The organism is Acinetobacter sp. AS5 (assembly GCF_048957595.1).
GTDB lineage: Bacteria > Pseudomonadota > Gammaproteobacteria > Pseudomonadales > Moraxellaceae > Acinetobacter.
In genome coordinates this window covers 80,168-99,021 of sequence record NZ_JARDAL010000002.1, presented here as the reverse complement: position 1 = coordinate 99,021, position 18,854 = coordinate 80,168, and the positions used below count along the sequence as shown (strand labels likewise).

Sequence of the window (18,854 nt, the reverse complement as noted above, 5' to 3'; positions counted from 1 at the left end):
GACAATTTATGCTATCAAGAAACCTGTTCGAGCTGACTCTCTGCTACAGGTATTTCAGACACCAGATTTTCAAATGCAAAAATCTCTTCTAATTGCGCTTCACTCAATAAGCCTAACTCTAATACCACCTGTGGCACGGTTTTATTTTCCCACATACATTGTTTGCCGATTTCATCACACTTGGCATGTCCCAGAATCGGTTCAAGCAAGGTCACAATCCCGACACTGCGCATGACGGAACTTAAGCAAATCTGTTCATTGGCCTGAATACCAGCAATACATTTCTGATTCAGGGTTTGCATGCCTTGGGTCAATAATTGAATTGATTCATTCATCGCCACGGCAATCACAGGTTCCATGACATTCAATTGTAACTGCCCGGCTTCCGCAGCCATAGTAATGGTTAAGTCATTACCAATCACCCGGAATGCAATCTGATTCACAACTTCTGGAATTACCGGATTGATTTTTGCCGGCATGATCGAAGAACCTGCCTGTAACTCAGGTAAGCGAATTTCAGCTAACCCTGTACGCGGCCCCGAGCTGAGCAAGCGCAAGTCATTACAGATTTTGGACAATTTCACTGCCAGACGTTTTAAACTGCTCGACAAGATAATAAAGACGCCACAATCGCTGGTCGCCTCGACATAATCTGCTGCACCTTTTAAAGGTAAACCTGTCAGGTGCGCCAAGATTTCCACCACCCGCTTGGCATAGCCCGGCGGTGTATTCACCCCGGTCCCAATGGCGGTGGCGCCTAAATTGACTTCCAGCAATAACTGTCGCATCTGTCCAATCAGCTTCAGGTCTTCTTTTAATAAGGTGGCAAATGCCCGGAATTCCTGTTCCATGGTCATCGGCACGGCATCTTGTAACTGGGTACGTCCCATCTTGATGACATATTCAAATTCGGCAGCTTTATGATCGATACAGTCAATCAATGCTTTAAGCACGCTCAATAACTCATCCAGACTGCTATAGGTCGCCAGACGCAAAGCCGTTGGATAGACATCATTGGTCGATTGCGAGGTATTGACGTGATCATTCGGATGCAGAATGTGATAATCACCTTTCTGATGGCCCGACATTTCTAGGGCAATATTGGCAATCACCTCATTGGCATTCATATTGATGGAGGTTCCGGCACCGCCCTGATAAGGATCGAGTGGAAATGCCGTTTGCCACGCTTCCGGATGCTGAATCAATTCATCACAAGCTTTCTGAATGGCAGTACTGGTCTGCTCGGACAATTTTTGAAAGTGCAGATTGGCTTGTGCCGAAGCTTTTTTCACTTGGGCCAAAGCACGAATAAAGTGCGTTTGTTGCCCCACCGCCAATCCAGAAATCTTAAAATTTTCGATGGCACGTAAGGTATGAATCCCATAATAGCTATGCAACGGGATTTGTTTTTCCCCCAATAAATCACGTTCAATGCGGGTCGGTTCGATTTGAAGCATATTGTCCACTAAAAAATACTCTTGGCGATGCACCGTATTTGGTGTGACATTAATATGAGCAAACAAATACAGGCCTAATAGGAAGACTTTAACCTAGATTTGCTACGATTTATTACCAATACGCTAAAGCTGTGAGTTTTGTAAGATTGTGTAAGCAATTGGCTAAGATTCAAATATTTTCATTATTTATTCAAAATTTCCACTTTTCCCCTGAATTCGACGTCGTATTGCCTTTTATCCGCTCAAGTTATTCCTAATTCAATTTCAGTGAATTACTACTCTATTTACAATAGGTATACATAAAAGCTGTGTAATTGTTACAGAGTGTAATTTTTAAACCATGCTTGAATCACCTCCTTGCAATCTCAGTACAAAAAATCATCTTGGACGATGATTTCCATATTTACAGGATGACCTGCCCATGACTTCTTTAAACCCCACCCTGATTACTTTCATGTTTTATATTATCGCCATGATTGCAATCGGTTTATATGCTTATCGTGCCACCTCCAATTTTGACGAATATATTCTAGGTGGACGGAGTCTGGGCAGTGTCGTCACTGCACTTTCGGCGGGCGCATCGGATATGAGTGGCTGGCTGTTGATGGGTCTTCCAGGAGCCATTTACTTGTCTGGTCTGTCAGAAGTCTGGATTGCGATCGGTTTGATTATCGGTGCATGGCTGAACTGGTTACTCGTGGCAGGTCGACTGCGCGCCCATACTGAATATCAGAACAATGCTCTAACCTTGCCGGATTATTTCACTAGCCGTTTTTCCGATCGTAAACGTATTTTACGGGTCTTGTCTGCCTTGGTGATTCTGGTGTTCTTTGCAATTTATTGTGCCTCAGGCATGGTCGCAGGTGCACGACTGTTTGAAAGCCTGTTTGGCTGGGATTACACCACAGCGCTTGTGATTGGTGCGATGGCGACGATTCTTTATGTTTGTATTGGTGGCTTTTTGGCGATCAGCTGGACAGATACATTCCAAGCCGGTTTGATGATTTTTGCCTTATTGCTGACTCCGATCATTACCTTCTTGGCTCTGGGCGACAACAGCCAGCAAGTGAGTGTCATCCTTGAATCGGCTCGCCCACATGCTTCAAGCATGCTTGAAGGTTTAAGCACCGTTGCGATTATTTCCAGTCTGGCTTGGGGCTTGGGTTATTTTGGTCAGCCGCATATTCTGGTGCGTTTTATGGCAGCAGATTCGGTCAAAACCATTCCTGCTGCACGCCGTATTGGCATGACCTGGATGATTCTATGCCTAGGCGGTGCAGTGGCTGCCGGTTATATCGGTATTGCCTACTTCAGTGTCAATCCCGCATTGGCTTCGGTGGTGAATCAAAACCCTGAAACGGTATTTATGGAGTTGACCAAAATCCTGTTTAATCCATGGATTGCCGGAATCATTCTGGCTGCTATCTTGGCGGCAATTATGAGCACCTTGAGCTGTCAGCTTCTGGTCTGCTCAACCACCCTGACCGAAGATTTATATAAGAGTTTCCTGCGTAAAAATGCTTCACAAAAAGAACTGATCTGGGTCGGTCGCGGCATGGTCTTGGTGATTGCCCTAATTGCCATTTCACTGGCGATTAATCCGAACAGTAAGGTTTTGGGTCTGGTGGCTTATGCCTGGGCGGGCTTTGGTGCTGCATTTGGCCCGCTGATTATCTTGTCGCTATTCTGGAAACGAATGACCCTCAACGGCGCAATTGTGGGTATGGTGGTTGGTGCCATGACTGTAATTGTCTGGAAAAATTATATGGGTGATACCGGTCTGTATGAGATCATTCCAGGCTTTATTCTGGCCACCCTCAGCATTATCATCGTCAGCCTGCTGGATAAAGCACCGAGTGCTGATGTGGTCAAACGCTTTGAAATGGCTAAAGCCGAGTATCAAAAAGAAATGGCAGAAATGAAAAAATAATCACCTTTTTTCTTGCACATAAAAGGGACTTAATCGTCCCTTTTATGTTTCTTAGATTCACAAATGAAGTTCTTGAAAATTACTTGGCTTTTCCCGGCATTTTCAGATGGATCTGCTGACTTTCTTTAATCACTTCCATCACCGGATAACTGCGCGTTTCTTTAATTCCGGGCAATTGCCACAAGATCTGACCAGAGATTTTCCGGAACTCATCCATATTGGCACAGCGGATTTTTACCACGAAATCAAACCCGCCACTGATCATATGACACTCGATAATTTCAGGAATCTGCCGCACAGCATGGGAAAATTCATCTAAAACATTCGGCGTGGTTTTATCCAATAAAATTTCAACAAAGACCACAAAACCATTATTCAACATGACTGGATTGAGGCGCGCTTCATAGCCCACAATAAAACCTTCCCGGGTCAGCTTTTGTACACGCGCCAAGGCTGCTGTAGGCGACAAATTGACCAGTTCAGCCAGTTTGATATTGGATAGCTTGGCATCGGATTGCAATAAACCCAGTATACGAATATCTATACGGTCAAGGTTCAAATAAGGACTTGGCATTAGAATTATTCTCTAAAAAAAGCGAAAACTATAGTGAGATATTCGTCAAATATTCTGTGATTATAGATTAAAACTCATTCACCTCAAAGAACTGATTGACGCAGTACAGGAAGTCACTATGCCAACCACTCTCCGCCCAGATTCAATTTTAGATTCAGCCCAGCACTCAAATTATATTGCTGAATTTAAACACAAAAACCAATACGAAGAACGTATTAATACGGTATGGCGTCGTGCAGAAACTGAATGCGTCGAAGAGTTATTGGCCCATAGTGAAATTTCTTCCGAGATGAGTGACAAGATTCAGGCGCTTGCCTTTGATCTCGCACATTCCTTACGTGAACGCAAAAGTTCCACTGGGAAAGCCGGTATTGTCCAAGGCTTATTGCAGGAATTTTCTTTATCTTCTCAGGAAGGCATTGCCCTGATGTGTCTGGCAGAAGCCTTACTGCGGATTCCGGACAAAGCCACACGTGACTTGCTGATCCGTGACAAAATCAATCAAGGTAACTGGAAAGAACATTTGGGCCAGAGCCAATTGATGTTTGTGAATGCAGCAGCCTGGGGACTGATGCTGACCGGCAAGCTGATGGAAACCCCACAGCAAAAAAGCCTGTCTAGCTTATTGACCGGTCTTTTGGCACGCAGTGGCCGCGGGATTATCCGTAAGGCTGTCGATGTTGCCATGCGCATGATGGGCGAGCAGTTTGTCACGGGTGAAACCATTGATGAAGCCCTGAAAAATGCCGAACCGTTGGAAGAAAAAGGCTTTCGCTATTCCTATGACATGCTGGGTGAAGCAGCACTGACCGATCCGGATGCTGAACGTTATTATCAGGATTATCAGCAAGCCATTCATGCCATTGGTCAATCTTCGCAGGATAAGGATGTTTATGACGGGCCTGGCATTTCTATCAAACTCTCTGCGCTGCACCCCCGTTATCAGCGTTCGCAAATGGATCGCGTGCATGATGAGCTCTATGCAAAAGTACTGAAACTCGCGGTCTTGGCCAAGCAATACAATATTGGTTTAAATATCGATGCTGAAGAAAGTGATCGCCTTGAGATTTCACTTGAACTGTTAGAACGCCTGTGTTTTGAACCACAATTACAGGACTGGAAAGGCATTGGCTTTGTGATTCAGGCCTATCAGAAACGCTGCTTCTATGTAGTGGATTACATCATTGATCTGGCGAAGCGCAGCCAGAAACGCTTGATGATTCGTCTGGTCAAAGGCGCATATTGGGACAGCGAAATCAAGAAAGCCCAAATTGATGGAATGTCAGATTATCCGGTATTTACTCGTAAGGTGCATACGGATCTGTCTTATATTGCTTGTGCGCGTAAGCTGTTGGCTGAACCGGATTATATCTACCCACAATTTGCCACTCACAATGCACAAACGGTAGCGACGATCTATCAGCTGGCACAACCTGAGCAGTATTATGCCGGCCAATATGAGTTCCAATGTCTGCATGGCATGGGCGAACCACTGTATGAAAATGTCGTGGGCGATCCATCGAAAAATAAACTCGGTGTACCATGCCGGATCTATGCGCCAGTCGGCAATCATGAAACCTTGCTGGCTTATCTGGTGCGCCGCTTACTGGAAAATGGTGCCAATACCTCCTTCGTCAATCGTATTGCTGACAAAACCTTGAAAATTGAAGATTTGATTGAAAATCCACAGCAAACCATTTTAAAGGCGTCAAAACAGGAAAGCGTATTGGGTGCCAAGCATCCGCATATTCCCTATCCGCAAGATCTTTATGCCGATGAACGATTGAACTCTTCAGGACTCGATTTGGCCAATGATGCTGAACTCAGTATTTTAAATGAAGTCGCATCCAGTCTGGCAAATACGCAATTTCAGTCAGCTGCTATGGGAACGGCATTTAGCAGCGTGGATACGCCCCATGCAGTTCCAGTGATCAATCCAGCACACCATCAGGATGTGGTCGGCACAGTCTATGAAGCAACTTCTGAACAGGCTGAAATTGCACTCACTCAAGCAGTTAATGCACAAAGTTTCTGGGCCAATCTGCCAAAAAATGAGCGTGCTGCCTGCCTGAATAAAGCCGCAGAACTGATGGAACAGCGTTTGCTTCCGCTCATGGTTCTTCTTTCTCGCGAAGCAGGTAAAACCTATGCCAATGCGATTGCCGAAGTACGTGAGGCGGTAGATTTCTTGCGTTACTATGCAGCTCAAGTTTTGGATCTCAGTGACAATGTACAGATCCAGCCTTTAGGTACTGTACTATGTATCAGTCCATGGAACTTCCCGCTGGCGATTTTTACCGGTCAGATTTCAGCAGCGCTGGTCGCTGGCAATACCGTGATTGCCAAACCGGCTGAACAAACACCGCTCATTGCAGCACAAGCCGTACAGATTTTATGGGAAGCCGGCATTCCGCAGGATGTGTTACAGCTATTGCCGGGCCGTGGTGAAACCATTGGTGCACAGCTCAGTGCAGATCCACGTATTCAGGGCATCATGTTTACCGGTTCCACCGAGGTCGCCCAAATTCTACAAAAAACCGTGGCAGAACGAATAAACCAGTTTGGAGAAAGCGTCACCCTGATTGCTGAAACTGGTGGTCAAAATGCCATGATTGTGGATTCATCTGCATTGACTGAACAGGTGGTGTTGGATGTTGTGAGCTCTGCCTATGACAGTGCCGGTCAGCGCTGTTCTGCCCTGCGTGTCCTCTGTGTTCAGGAAGATAATCTGGAGGCCGTACGCAGCATGCTCAAAGGTGCGATGCAACAGTTGCGCGTTGGCAATCCGGTCTTGCTGAAAACCGATATTGGTCCAGTGATTGATGCAGAAGCCCAGCAAAATATCCAAAAGCATATCGAGCAGATGCGCAGCAAAGGTCATACAGTTCATCAGTTGATGTTTAATCAGGACCAGACTGAATTAACTCCAGGAACATTCATTGCACCAACCCTGATTGAACTTCCAAATCTGGATGATCTGGAACGTGAAGTGTTTGGCCCGGTACTGCATCTGATCAGCTATAAATATGGCGAACTGGAACAGTTGTTAGATCAGATCAACAGCAAGGGTTATGGCCTGACCATGGGCTTGCACACGCGTATTGATGAAACCATGCAAACCGTGATTGCACGAGCGGAAGTCGGCAACCTGTATATCAACCGCAATATCGTTGGTGCGGTCGTGGGCGTCCAGCCTTTTGGTGGTGAAGGTCTGTCCGGCACCGGCCCGAAAGCGGGTGGCCCGTTGTATATCTATCGTTTAATGCATCAAGTATCCGAGAAAAAACTGGCTCAGCCTTATGCAGCTCAAGCTGAGCCAGCACTTGTTGAACATAAACTTGTTCAGGAGTTTAAAGCCTGGGTAGCTAAAACTTTCCCAACTTTATCTTTAAAAGCGCCTATGCAAATTGCGACTGGTCAAAGCTTTAGCCTGCAAGGCCCAACTGGCGAGGAAAATCAATACATGATCTTGCCACGTGAAAGCGTTCTCTCGTTAGCACATAGGGATCAAGACCAGATTCAGCAAATTCTGGCGATTTTATCGGTTGGCAGTCGTCCTGCGGTACTGGCAAACAATACTTTTATTCTGAAATATTTACCAACCATGCCAGCCGCGGTTAGCAAGCAATTTAAAGTGGTCCGGGATATTGAAACAGGTGTATTTGAGGCCGTCCTGCATCATGGTGACACTACTGAACTGATTGACTTGCAGAAACGCATTGCAACACGCCAAGGTCCAATTATTGGTATCACCCATTTAAGTTCGGGCAACTATGATATTCCGGTCGAGCGATTTGTGATTGAACGCGCGATCAGTATCAATACGGCGGCGGCAGGCGGCAATGCCAGCTTGATGACGATGGATAATCTCTAAATCAGTCCAATCATCTCAGCATTTTTAGCTTAAATCTTTCCTCTTTATGGCCAAACCTCTCTCCTCAGAAGGTTTGGTCTTTTTTATGCAGCTTTTAAAGCGGCTTGACTACAATAGGCTTAGGCAGATCGGCAATTTTTTGCTACCATTTGCGCTTTAAAATATTTGCGATTTCTTACTGCATATGACTTCATCTTATCAGCAACAACTTGAAGCCAAAATTGAACGCATCAGCGCTCAGTTTGCCGAATATCAACCACCTGCTTTAGAAGTATTCCAGTCTCCTGAAAAATATTTCCGCATGCGTGCTGAATTCCGGATCTGGCATACTGAAGATGATCTGTTTTATGCCATGTTCGAACGTGACGAGAACAACAATAAAAAAGTCATTCGTATTGATGAATTTCCAATTGCAGACCGCAGCATTAATGACTTGATGCCACAATTACTTGAAGCATTCAAGGCAGATGCCAATCTGGGTCATCGTCTATTTGAAGTCCATTTTCTGGCGACTTTAAGTGGCCAAGTCCTAGTTTCCCTGATTTATCACCGCAAGCTGGATGAAAGCTGGGAACCTGCAGCAAAAGCACTGGCGGAAAAACTGAATATTAAACTGATTGGCCGAAGCCGTGGCCAGAAATTCGTCCTGACTGATGAATATGTGGTGGAAGAACTGTCTGTTTTTGATCGTCACTATAAATATAAGCAGATCGAAAGCAGCTTCACCCAGCCCAATGCACAAGTTTGTCAAAAAATGCTGGAATGGGCATGTGATGCAGCGGAACAATCAGATAAAGATTTGCTGGAACTCTACTGTGGCAATGGGAACTTTACCCTGCCGCTTTCGACCAAATTCCGCCGTGTTTTGGCCACTGAATTAGCCAAATCTTCAGTTTATGCAGCTGAGTGGAATATTGAGCAGAACCAGATTGAAAATATTCAGGTTGCGCGTCTGTCTGCCGAAGAATTCACTCAAGCCTATAATGGCGAACGTGTTTTCCGTCGTTTGCAGGAAGCACAAATTGACATTTCGACTTATGATTTTGATACGGTATTTGTCGATCCACCGCGTGCTGGTATTGATGATGAAACGCTGAAACTGTTACAGCGTTTCCAGCGTATTATTTACATTTCTTGTAATCCAGATACCTTATATGACAATCTGAAACAGTTGTCTCAAACGCATAGAATCAGCAAGTTCGCCATGTTTGACCAGTTCCCGTATACACATCATGTTGAAACGGGTGTATTGTTGGAAAAAGTATAAAGAATTTGTTTCAATTTATTATATTGTTACAAAAATGGAGCTTTTTGAAGCTCCATTTTTTATACTATAAATCATGTATTTAATAATAAATATTGACTTGTACAGCAAGAAATATCGTTAGACCTTTAGGCTTCAATCGGAAATTTTCTAGCCTGACTGCTGCTTTTATCACATAGGTCCTATTGCTTTATTTATTTAATTGGCTATATTTCACTCTATGTTAGGTTGTTGTATGAAGGCTCTATGAGTTTTTGGCAAAAGTTGTTTTCTCATGAACAACACAATGAACACAAGAATCAAATTGCTTGTGTTGAAAATGATTGCTCTTGCAAGACAAATGAACAGCTTCTTGAAGCACTTTCTAAAGCTACTGATGAAGAAATCATCATCGGAATTAAAAAGGTTCTTGTATCTCGCGGCTATAGCCGCAAAGAACTGAATGAACTTCAGCACTTGCCATTGCAGTAATCGGCCAAGGTTACAGCCGTATAAAGAAAGCACTTGCGTAGTCAGGTGCTTTTTTTATGCTTGAAAGTTTAGTTTAAGGGTTTGGTCTTCTCTATTTCAGCATAGTTTATTAACTTCAACTTTAAAAGCTTCAGGGATCAGGCAGAAAATGTTGAATGACTTCCTTGATCCATGCTTGTGATTTTGCAGAAATTTTAGTACTTGCTTAGGCTATTTAAAACCTTTATCAGAAGAATATGTTCTAAATTCTGCTCTCTTCTAGCTCCTTTAAAACTTGGCTTAATAACTCTTCAATTCTGATCTGAAACTCAGGCAAGGCATCGATTAATTTAGCAAAACACAGTACACTTCCTATTAAACGACAATGCTTTTTTAAATGGCTTAATTCTGATATGCAACAGACTAAACGGTTTCCCATAGGCGCACATCTTATGGTTAAACATTTCGGTTATACCCATCATGGGATTTACGCCGGACGTGGTCGTGTCATTCATTATTCCGGCTTTGCGCATTTATTCAAGAAACGCCCGATTGAAATAACTTCTATTGAAAAATTCAGTCATGGCAAACCAATTCATATGCAACATTATGACTCGGCAAAATATAAAGGTCGTAAAGTGGTGCGCCGCATGCGGTCCAGAATGCATGAAAACAACTATCATCTGATTATTAATAATTGCGAACATTTGTGTACCTGGGCGATTACCGGTGTGGAAAGTAGCCCGCAAGTAATTTATATGATGAATCGCCTGACCACGATTGGTTATATCAGCTCGATGATGAGTTTTATGAACAGCATGTTCCTGACCCTGACCACGACCAGTTTCGCATTGGCGCTGTACATCAAGAAAAAACTCAGAGATAAAGCCAATCTGCGTTTGCAACAATACCGTGAATTGCAAGATCAGGCTAAAACCAAAGTGTCAGACCTGACCAATCTTAAACATCGTTAATTTAAAGCTCAGCCTGCCGATGATTTTTTGTGAGCAAGAAATTTTAAGTTCGTGTTTTACATTTTGATGATGTTGATAAGGAATCAAGTCAAATAGCCTTTTCTGGCTTGAATTGCCTCAGGTAGTGCTTTACCTAAAGAACTTAGGGTTTCCCGCTCGACCAGTCGCACAATTGAATCTAGCGGCAGATCGTTGTCCTGCAAGCCAAAGGGCTCTTCCAGTTCCGCACTGAGTTCATCCAGCCCGAGTAGCATATAGGCAATCAATCCAACCAGAATTGGTGTCCACAGGCCTAAATTTGCCTGCAAACTGAAAGGCAGGATAAAGCAAAAAGAATAAACCGCACGATGTAACAATACCGAATAAGAAAATGGTAATGGCGTGGACAAAATCCGGTCACAACCAGCCTGAATATCTCCCAAAGCCACAGTGTGCTGATTCAGGTTATTATAAATAATATCGCTGATCTTGCCCTGCTTATATTGCTGCACCAGCTCTTTTTGCATCTGTTCCAGCACCCATTGGGATGGATTGATTTGCATGGGCAATTGCTCAAATGACTTGGGTTCAAAACCGGCAGTGGCTTCATAAGCCTGAATACTGGGCGTTTGCTGTCTCAGCCGATCACGTAATAGATGGGTAAACAGCATCATGCGATATAGCAAAACTTCACGGATTTGATCATCTAGCACATGGCTGTCACGGCATAAATGACGCGTGGTTGCAATCAACGCACCCCAAAGCTTGCGCCCTTCCCACCAGCGATCATAGCAGGCCGTATTTCTAAAACTCAGAAAGATCGAAAGAATGACACCAAAAATGGTAAAGCCAATTGCCGGGACAGCAGGAAGGCTCACGAAATGCGCCTGACTCAAATACACTAGTAAAGCGGAAATAAAAACCACCAAAACCAATGCGGGCAGCACCTTGGGCAGAATCGTTCCCTGCCAGGCAAACAGTAAGCCCAAACTATTATTCTTATCACGCACAATCATGCAATTTTCCCTGCTGTATTGAAAAAGCCCAACCAGAGTTGGGCTTTTTACATTCTGACTTAAACCAGCTTATTTGCCTGGTTTAAAGCTGTCCTTAAGATCCAGAATACGGTTGAATACCGGTTTTTCGCTGGAATGATCATATTGATCAGCCACAAAATAGCCTTCACGCTCAAACTGGAAACGGTCTTCCGGTTGTGCTTGTGCCAAAGCAGGCTCAATCACGGCCTGAACTACCTTCAATGATTCAGGGTTCAGGTTTGCCAAGAAGTCATCGCCCACCTCAGGATCAGATTCAGTAAACAGACGGTCGTAAATACGCACTTCCGCAGGAACGCCTTTTGTCGCAGATACCCAGTGAATCACGCCTTTCACCTTACGACCTTCAGGATTTTTACCTAAAGTTTCAGGATCAATCGAACATTTCAGCTCAACCACTTCACCATTTTCATCTTTAATGACTTCGTCACATTTGATGACATAGGCATGACGTAAACGAACTTCACCTCCTGGAATCAGACGTTTAAAGCCTTTTGGTGGCTCTTCTTCAAAGTCTTTACGGTCAATATACAGCTCAGTCGTCAATGGAATAACGCGCTCGCCCATATCGACATTCGGATGACGTGAATGGGTCAGGTCCATATCGGCTGGCAAGTTGGTTAAAGTCACTTTTAATGGATTTAACACAGCCATACCACGAGCGGCAGTATTTTCCAGAGACTGGCGAATACAGTATTCCAGCATAGCTACATCGACAATACTTCCATCAACTTTCGATACACCGACACGTTGACAGAAATCACGTAGACCTTCAGGTGTGAAACCACGACGACGCATACCGACTACAGTTGGCATACGTGGGTCATCCCAGCCCTGAACATAGCTACCTTCCACCAGTTTACGTAATTTACGTTTCGAGGTGATGGTATAGTCCACATTCAAACGGCTCGATTCATACTGACGTGGCACGGATGGTGATTTAACTTTTGCCACTACCCAATCATAGAACGGACGATGATCCTGGAATTCCAGGGTACAGAGTGAATGCGTAATGCCTTCAATCGCATCAGACAATGGATGCGCATAGTCATACATTGGATAAATTTTCCATTTATCGCCAGTCTGATGGTGTTCAGAATGCAGGATACGATACAGAATCGGATCACGCATATGCACGTTCGGTGAAGTCATATCAATCTTGGCACGTAATACAGCCTGACCTTCTGCATATTCACCGCTGCGCATTTTCTCAAAACGCTCCAGGTTTTCTGCAACCGTTGCATCGCGTTGTGGCGAGTTCTTGCCTGGCTCAACGAAATTACCGCGGTTTAAACGGATCTCTTCAGGGCTTTGCAAATCCACATAGGCATCGCCCTGCTCAATCAGCTGAACTGCCCAGGTATAAAGTTGATCGAAATAGCTTGATGCATAACGCGGCTCGCCTTCCCATTGGAAACCCAGCCATTTCACATCATTGGCAATACCATCCACATATTCCTGCTCTTCGGCATCCGGGTTGGTATCGTCAAAACGCAGGTTACACACACCTTTAAATTCTTCAGCAATTCCGAAGTTCAAGCAAATTGCTTTCACATGGCCAATATGTAAATAGCCATTCGGCTCAGGCGGAAAACGCGTCACCACCTGTTGAGTACGACCAGCGGCTAAATCATCGGTAATGACCTGACGTACAAAGTCCAAGCCCGGTTGTTGTTCTTGCTGCTGCACTGAATCGACTGCATTGTTCTTTTGGGTCGGGTTCTCGGGCAGAGATGTCACAACATCATTTGGCTTCATGATCAATCATTCACTTCTAAAGTTAAAAAGGGATTAACGAATATTTAATCGCACAGGTTGTACGCATATTCATTATCAAAGTTCCTTAGTTTAACTAGAGGTGAATAATCTCTCAACCGCTAACTATGGTATTTGATTTCAATTCACCCATTTTAAAAAATGAAAATACGGCGAGTTGCCTGAAACTAAAATATCAGTGCTTGTACAAGCAGTAAAATCATTAATTTACGCCAATTCAAAATAGGGTACCTGATAGGGCAATATCTGAAATGCCTTGATAAATCAACGTATAAATAAGGTATTATTTTTATGCTTTTAACAAAGAAAATAATGTTTTTACTTGCCTTGTCGAATGTAGTTTGCTTATGCTTCACTCATTCAGAAAAAACCATGGCACTCGTCCATGATCAGGAGATTACACAATGAGTTTTCCTCAAGTCGAATTAAACACCAATAAAGGTCGTATTGTTCTAGAACTCAATGCTGAAAAAGCACCTAAAACCGTAGCTAACTTTTTAGAATACGTACGTGACGGTTTTTATGACGGCGTAATTTTCCACCGTGTTATTGATGGTTTCATGATCCAAGGCGGCGGCATGGATGAAAACTTCAAAGAAAAAGCAACACGTGATGCAATCGAAAACGAAGCAGACAACGGCTTGACCAATGACGAAGGTACGATTGCAATGGCGCGTACTCAGGCACCGCACTCTGCTTCTGCTCAGTTCTTCATTAACGTGAAAAACAACTCATTCCTTAACCACTCTGGCAAAACTGCTCAAGGTTGGGGTTATGCCGTATTTGGTAAAGTCGTTGAAGGTATGGACGTTGTGAACGAAATCAAAAACGTACGTACTGGCAACCGTGGCTACCACGCTGACGTTCCTCTAGAAAACGTAGTAATCGAATCTGCAAAAATCATTTCTGAATAAAAAACGTCCTCTCCGTTCTTTTATGAGTTTTAAAGCAACACTTTAAAACAGTGTAATGGAAAATCCCTCATATGAATGAGGGATCTAGAGAGGAATAAAAGGAAAAGATTCGTGACCTATCTGTTTATCTCAGATTTACATTTGTCACCTGATCACCCTCGACTTGTTCGGGGGTTTTTAGATTTATTAACTGAATATCAAAATCAAAATACCCAATTGTATATTCTGGGTGACTGGTTCAATGCCTGGATTGGTGATGACTATACCTCTCCATGGCTGGACGAAATTGTCACTGCATTAAAACAGTTTACTCAGGCTGGGAATCAAGTCTATTTTCAGGCCGGCAACCGGGATTTTGTCTTAGGAAGTAAATTTTTAGCTCGATTTGGCGGGCAGCTTCTTCCCGAAATCGATCAGCTAATCATTGCCGGAACACATTTTCGCCTGGAACATGGCGATGCCCTATGTACCGATGACGTCTCCTATCAGCGTTTTAAAAAGATTATTCGTCATCCCTGGCTACTTGGCTTCTTAAGAAAAACCCCTCTCTCATTTCGAACCAGACTAGCCAACCGCTTTCGTCAACAAAGCCATCAGGCACAACAGTTTAAAAGCTATGAAGTGATGGACGTCAACCCACATGCAGTTGAGCTGGCATTACAGGATGTAGATGTACTAATCCATGGTCATACGCATCGCGCAGCCATTCATCAGTTAGCCCAGAAAAGAAGAATTGTACTAGGCGACTGGAAAGAAGACAGTGCAGAGATTCTGGAAATTCAGGAAGATCAAAGTTTTGATACCCTGAAACTAAAAAAGTGGCGATATTAATCAGCCACTTTTTACGATATTGATCTGCTTAACACAGACGATAAAGCTGGTTTACCCCAGTATAGAAACTTTTACCATCGAGATTGAACTGAAATTCCTCACCCGTTGGCAATTGAATCATTTTACCGACCTCAACCCAGATAAAACCGTCCATTGTATTTTGCTTGCGCTTTAATGGAACCAGTTTCACGTTAATTTCATTGCCATCAGCGGCAGTGGCAATATGCCATTCATTGATTTTGATCAAAATATTTACTCACACGATATGAGCTTTTTGTGACTATATGGAGAGAGATTAATAACAACCTAGTTTACATAATAGTTCTATGGTTAGTAGATCTTATTTGAGTTCAAATACTTGAACTAAAAAGTACATCACAATCAGCTTAAAATAATAATAGAAGCAAGAACAGTACTTGCTTGAAGTGCAGCCAGTGTAAGCTATTTATCCAGCAAAAGCAAAATTACATTGTAATGACAATAGAATGGGATTTTTAAGAACTTTTTTCATGCTTTGTTAATTATTAGGCTTTTGATTTTTATGATCTAAAATTCATTTTAACGTTACTTCATTTCCGTTGATAAACAAAACCTGTCTTTAAATACCTTAAAATCAATATTAGAGACATGAAACTCAGCCCGAGGTACAGCAAGTTCCACTCTCCCGTCTTTTGATAATTTAGGATCAAGAGAATAGCATTTAAGGCTACAAACAGTACGTGAATCATAAAAAAGGCTTGTTGCACTCGTCTAGTTTTTTGCTGACGTTGGTTCTCTAAGATGTTCTGCTGTTCTTGTAAAAATTGTTCTGCATCTTGAAGGTTCATTATGATTTTCTTATGGCTGAATGAATAGCTCATCTAAAGAATTTCCGGTTAAAAATAAACTAAAAATCTAAGCAAGCTATTCATTCAGAATCTCTTGTTGATTAATAACCGCTAGTCGGATTAATCACATTGATATCCTTTTTATATTTCCCCAATAGATCACGCAAGGAATTCATCAAAATACTGGTATCTACGCCCACTGCTACAAACTCAGTGCCAAGTTCGATATATTTTTGCGTCACTTCATGCTGGGTTGACAGAATTCCTGGAGCTTTGCCTGCAGAACGAATCCGCTGGATTGCATCAATTACAGCTTTTTGTACTTCAGGATGATTCGGATCACCTTGATAACCCATAGTGGCAGATAGATCAACGGCGCCAATAAACACGCCATCAATCCCGTCGATCTGAAGAATAGCATCCAGATTTTCAAGTCCTGTGACCGATTCAATCTGGATTAATAAACAGATTTCTTCATGTGCCGTCTGATAATAATTTGGAATGCTGTTCCAGCGGGTGGCACGTGCCAGTGCAGCACCAACGCCACGAATTCCTTCAGGCGGATAACGGACTGCCCTGACCATGAGTTCGGCCTGTTCCACGGTTTCTACCATCGGAATCAACAGCGTTTGTGCACCGATATCAAGGAGTTGCTTGATCAGTTGTACGCTACCAATGGGTGGTCGTACTACTGCTTGCGAGGGATAAGCAGCAATACTTTGCAGTTGCGACAAAGTCGTTCTCAAATCACTGGGTGCATGCTCACCATCAATCAGCAGCCAGTCATAACCTGCATTTGCCGCAATCTCGGTTCCATAGGCATCTGCCAATCCATAAGCCGATTTGCTGCTGGGTTTTCAGTTTGTGTTTAAAGTAATTGGTCACTTGCATCCGCTAACCTATTTGCATGTTGCTGGCGATGCCTCTTATTAAACGCTTCTCGCTTAAAAGTGCCAATAGACAAAAACTGGATTTTAATCTGATTTAACTCTAAGTTTTGCTTGAATCCAGCTCAAGATCATCTCAAAACAGGCTTTGCCTGATGCTTTTTTATTGTAATAATCAGGGGATGTGAAAAATGTATATATTTAAAACTTCTACTCGCTGTTTATTTAAAAAGATTGGAGTCCATTGATGGATTTACTCAAGATCACACAGACCCGCTATACCACTAAAGCCTATGATCCTAGCAAGAAAATCCCAGCAGAACAGTTTGAACGCTTGTTAGAAATTTTGCGTCTGGCACCCTCTTCGATCAATATTCAGCCTTGGCATTTTTTTATTGCCGATCATGATGCCGCCAAACAGCGCATTGCCAAAGCCTTGGTTGGTACTTATGCCTACAATGCACCCAAAGTTCTGGATTCTTCACATACCATTTTATTCTGCACCAAAGCCGACATTAATGAGTTGCATCTAGAAAACTTATTGAACCGCGATGATCTCAGTGGCCGTTTTAAAGATGAATCAGCCAAAGAAGGTCAGAAAAATACCCGTGCAGGTTATATTCATTATTATCGTAATGAAAAAGGTGATATTCAGCGTTGGGCTGAAAACCAGACCTTCATTGCACTCGGTCAAATGCTCTTGGCTGCCGGAATTGAAGGGGTTGATGCCACACCAATTGGCGGCTTTGACGGAGAGATGATTAGTGAAGAATTACAACTTGCAGAACAGGGTTTGATCCCTTCTGTATTGCTGACTTTAGGCTATCGCAGTGAAAATGATTTCAATGCCAAACTCCCTAAATCACGTCTTGCCGCTGAAGATATTTTCACCAAACTGTAAGGAATTTATGCTATAAAAGGGGTCAAGCGCCCCTTTCCATGTCAATTCGGGCCTATTTTTTGCTTTATTTAATTTACATCTAATAGAATAACAATAGAGGTCATCTATGTCGCTCCTTACATCCAAATCCCTGAAATTTGAATGCCATCATTGCGATAAAATTTATCTCCAGCACTATAAAGAGCAACAGCATCGTTATCCGCACTGTCCAGACTGCCAACAGTCCGGTTTATTGCTTGGACTGGCCGAAGCAGGTGACCTGCTCCGACATCCGATTGAATTTGCATCCTCTTATGTCAAGCAGACATTGCATAAGCTAGGCAAATCACACTAGTCAAGCCTAGCAGTAATCCTAAAGTACTTGCAGGTTTGAGCCGTTCTTTAAAGAATACCAGACCTGCTATCACACCAAATACCACCACCAGAATATTCATGCCAGCAAAGACGATCGCAGGTGAATCCTTAAGCAGCATATGGGCTTTGACATAGAAAGCAATATTGGCAAAATTCAGGAAACCCAATAACAGACCAGCGCCGATATTCTGCATCGAGCCCAAGCTTTTATATTTGATTAACAGATAGCCCATCGAAATGATCAGGGCACAAACAAACATTAGATTCAGCGCCACCGCGAATTGGAGGCCCAGACTGGTTGTATATTTCAACAATACATCAATCAGTGCATAACCGACCCAGACCAAGCCCAGATACAACATTCCCTGACTGCTCTGTCCTGTACTTTGTCGATGTGAAAACAGGATGCACAGCACTGCTCCAATACCTAAAGCGATCCCAAGTATTTTCAGCTGATTAAACTGTTCCTGAAAAATGAAATAGGCTGCAGCCAGTGACAAAACTACAGAAAGTCGCTGGGCAATTTCGGTTTTTAAAATTCCAGCCGTTTGCAAAGCCTTGGCCAAAAACAGAAATACGCTCGGAAGCAAAATACCCAGAGCCAGAATAAGCAACCAAGGCGTCTGAGACATTGAAATATGCTGAATATCAGGCTTAAACCAGAAAAAACACAAGAGACTAGCTGTCATATAGTTCCAGCTAATCATGTGTATCGGACTCAAGCCCTTATTTTTGGCGACTTTTAATAATATTGAGACCGCAACGCTGCATAGCGCTGCTGCGAAAATCAGTTCCATATGCTGCTCT

General features: G+C 43.2%; 15 protein-coding genes and 1 pseudogene. 9 read left to right on the top strand and 7 right to left on the bottom strand.

The genetic code is table 11. The features are described 5' to 3' along the window. Positions 1-14: 14 nt before the first annotated feature. A complete protein-coding gene (aspA, locus tag PV763_RS01515; RefSeq protein ID WP_420937276.1) occupies positions 15-1,457 on the bottom strand; it encodes an aspartate ammonia-lyase in 1,443 nt (480 codons plus the stop codon). A 421-nt stretch (positions 1,458-1,878) separates the two neighbouring features. On the opposite strand from aspA, the gene putP reads away from it, so the two are divergent. Further along, positions 1,879-3,387 (top strand): sodium/proline symporter PutP, encoded by a 1,509-nt coding sequence (gene putP, locus PV763_RS01510; protein WP_004646756.1) that lies wholly within the window; start codon positions 1,879-1,881, stop codon positions 3,385-3,387. A 79-nt stretch (positions 3,388-3,466) separates the two neighbouring features. Here the strand turns inward: putP and PV763_RS01505 are convergent, their stop codons facing one another. Next, on the bottom strand, positions 3,467-3,961 hold the full coding sequence (locus PV763_RS01505; protein ID WP_004279833.1) for an Lrp/AsnC ligand binding domain-containing protein: 495 nt from the start codon (positions 3,959-3,961) through the stop codon (positions 3,467-3,469). 118 nt (positions 3,962-4,079) lie between these two features. Here PV763_RS01505 and putA point away from each other — a divergent pair, with 118 nt between their 5' ends. From putA to PV763_RS01485, 4 genes are all read left to right on the top strand, one after another. After that, complete coding sequence (putA, locus tag PV763_RS01500; protein WP_004646755.1) at positions 4,080-7,835, top strand: trifunctional transcriptional regulator/proline dehydrogenase/L-glutamate gamma-semialdehyde dehydrogenase; 3,756 nt, start codon at positions 4,080-4,082, stop codon at positions 7,833-7,835. Positions 7,836-8,019: 184 nt separating this feature from the next. After that, on the top strand, positions 8,020-9,102 hold the full coding sequence (trmA, locus tag PV763_RS01495) for a tRNA (uridine(54)-C5)-methyltransferase TrmA (RefSeq protein ID WP_004646753.1): 1,083 nt from the start codon (positions 8,020-8,022) through the stop codon (positions 9,100-9,102). 243 nt (positions 9,103-9,345) lie between these two features. Continuing rightward, positions 9,346-9,570, top strand: coding sequence for a hypothetical protein (locus PV763_RS01490; RefSeq protein ID WP_004279838.1), 225 nt, complete (start codon positions 9,346-9,348; stop codon positions 9,568-9,570). A gap of 392 nt (positions 9,571-9,962) precedes the next feature. Then, entirely contained in the window at positions 9,963-10,523 is a 561-nt protein-coding gene (locus PV763_RS01485; RefSeq protein ID WP_026055785.1) for a lecithin retinol acyltransferase family protein, read from the top strand. Between the two features lie 83 nt (positions 10,524-10,606). Here the strand turns inward: PV763_RS01485 and PV763_RS01480 are convergent, their stop codons facing one another. Further along, the gene (locus PV763_RS01480) at positions 10,607-11,518 is read right to left on the bottom strand and encodes a bestrophin family protein (RefSeq protein ID WP_004646751.1); all 912 of its coding nucleotides are present in this window, start codon (positions 11,516-11,518) and stop codon (positions 10,607-10,609) included. Between the two features lie 69 nt (positions 11,519-11,587). Next, positions 11,588-13,315 carry a glutamine--tRNA ligase/YqeY domain fusion protein gene (locus PV763_RS01475; protein ID WP_004279842.1) on the bottom strand — a complete coding sequence of 576 codons (1,728 nt, stop codon included), beginning with the start codon at positions 13,313-13,315 and terminating at the stop codon, positions 11,588-11,590. A 422-nt stretch (positions 13,316-13,737) separates the two neighbouring features. Between PV763_RS01475 and PV763_RS01470 the strand changes: the two genes are divergently transcribed. Together PV763_RS01470 and PV763_RS01465 are read left to right on the top strand one after the other, a co-directional pair. Continuing rightward, entirely contained in the window at positions 13,738-14,247 is a 510-nt protein-coding gene (locus PV763_RS01470; protein WP_004279844.1) for a peptidylprolyl isomerase, read from the top strand. A gap of 111 nt (positions 14,248-14,358) precedes the next feature. Continuing rightward, on the top strand, positions 14,359-15,078 hold the full coding sequence (locus tag PV763_RS01465; RefSeq protein ID WP_004646748.1) for a UDP-2,3-diacylglucosamine diphosphatase: 720 nt from the start codon (positions 14,359-14,361) through the stop codon (positions 15,076-15,078). Positions 15,079-15,106: 28 nt separating this feature from the next. Here PV763_RS01465 and PV763_RS01460 read toward each other — a convergent pair whose 3' ends face one another. Then, positions 15,107-15,325 (bottom strand): hypothetical protein, encoded by a 219-nt coding sequence (locus tag PV763_RS01460; RefSeq protein ID WP_004279847.1) that lies wholly within the window; start codon positions 15,323-15,325, stop codon positions 15,107-15,109. A 681-nt stretch (positions 15,326-16,006) separates the two neighbouring features. Continuing rightward, positions 16,007-16,796 (bottom strand): annotated as a pseudogene (gene hpaI / locus PV763_RS01455) (4-hydroxy-2-oxoheptanedioate aldolase). A 243-nt stretch (positions 16,797-17,039) separates the two neighbouring features. On the opposite strand from hpaI, the gene nfsB reads away from it, so the two are divergent. Beyond that, a complete protein-coding gene (nfsB, locus tag PV763_RS01450; RefSeq protein ID WP_004646745.1) occupies positions 17,040-17,693 on the top strand; it encodes an oxygen-insensitive NAD(P)H nitroreductase in 654 nt (217 codons plus the stop codon). 106 nt (positions 17,694-17,799) lie between these two features. Then, positions 17,800-18,027 carry a hypothetical protein gene (locus tag PV763_RS01445; RefSeq protein ID WP_004646744.1) on the top strand — a complete coding sequence of 76 codons (228 nt, stop codon included), beginning with the start codon at positions 17,800-17,802 and terminating at the stop codon, positions 18,025-18,027. On the opposite strand, the gene PV763_RS01440 is transcribed toward PV763_RS01445, so the two are convergent. Next, complete coding sequence (locus PV763_RS01440) at positions 17,990-18,844, bottom strand: EamA family transporter (RefSeq protein WP_004646742.1); 855 nt, start codon at positions 18,842-18,844, stop codon at positions 17,990-17,992. The genes PV763_RS01445 and PV763_RS01440 overlap by 38 nt on opposite strands. Positions 18,845-18,854 lie beyond the last annotated feature (10 nt).

Bases quoted from the DNA above. Each gene is read 5' to 3' on its own strand.
- PV763_RS01490 (WP_004279838.1), top strand. From the start codon at position 9,346: ATGAGTTTTTGGCAAAAGTTGTTTTCTCATGAACAACACAATGAACAC.
- putP (WP_004646756.1), top strand. From the start codon at position 1,879: ATGACTTCTTTAAACCCCACCCTGATTACTTTCATGTTTTATATTATC.
- nfsB (WP_004646745.1), top strand. From the start codon at position 17,040: ATGGATTTACTCAAGATCACACAGACCCGCTATACCACTAAAGCCTAT.
- PV763_RS01480 (WP_004646751.1), bottom strand. From the start codon at position 11,518: ATGATTGTGCGTGATAAGAATAATAGTTTGGGCTTACTGTTTGCCTGG.
- PV763_RS01440 (WP_004646742.1), bottom strand. From the start codon at position 18,844: ATGGAACTGATTTTCGCAGCAGCGCTATGCAGCGTTGCGGTCTCAATA.
- PV763_RS01505 (WP_004279833.1), bottom strand. From the start codon at position 3,961: ATGCCAAGTCCTTATTTGAACCTTGACCGTATAGATATTCGTATACTG.
- aspA (WP_420937276.1), bottom strand. From the start codon at position 1,457: ATGCTTCAAATCGAACCGACCCGCATTGAACGTGATTTATTGGGGGAA.
- PV763_RS01485 (WP_026055785.1), top strand. From the start codon at position 9,963: ATGCAACAGACTAAACGGTTTCCCATAGGCGCACATCTTATGGTTAAA.
- PV763_RS01470 (WP_004279844.1), top strand. From the start codon at position 13,738: ATGAGTTTTCCTCAAGTCGAATTAAACACCAATAAAGGTCGTATTGTT.
- trmA (WP_004646753.1), top strand. From the start codon at position 8,020: ATGACTTCATCTTATCAGCAACAACTTGAAGCCAAAATTGAACGCATC.
- putA (WP_004646755.1), top strand. From the start codon at position 4,080: ATGCCAACCACTCTCCGCCCAGATTCAATTTTAGATTCAGCCCAGCAC.
- PV763_RS01445 (WP_004646744.1), top strand. From the start codon at position 17,800: ATGTCGCTCCTTACATCCAAATCCCTGAAATTTGAATGCCATCATTGC.
- PV763_RS01475 (WP_004279842.1), bottom strand. From the start codon at position 13,315: ATGAAGCCAAATGATGTTGTGACATCTCTGCCCGAGAACCCGACCCAA.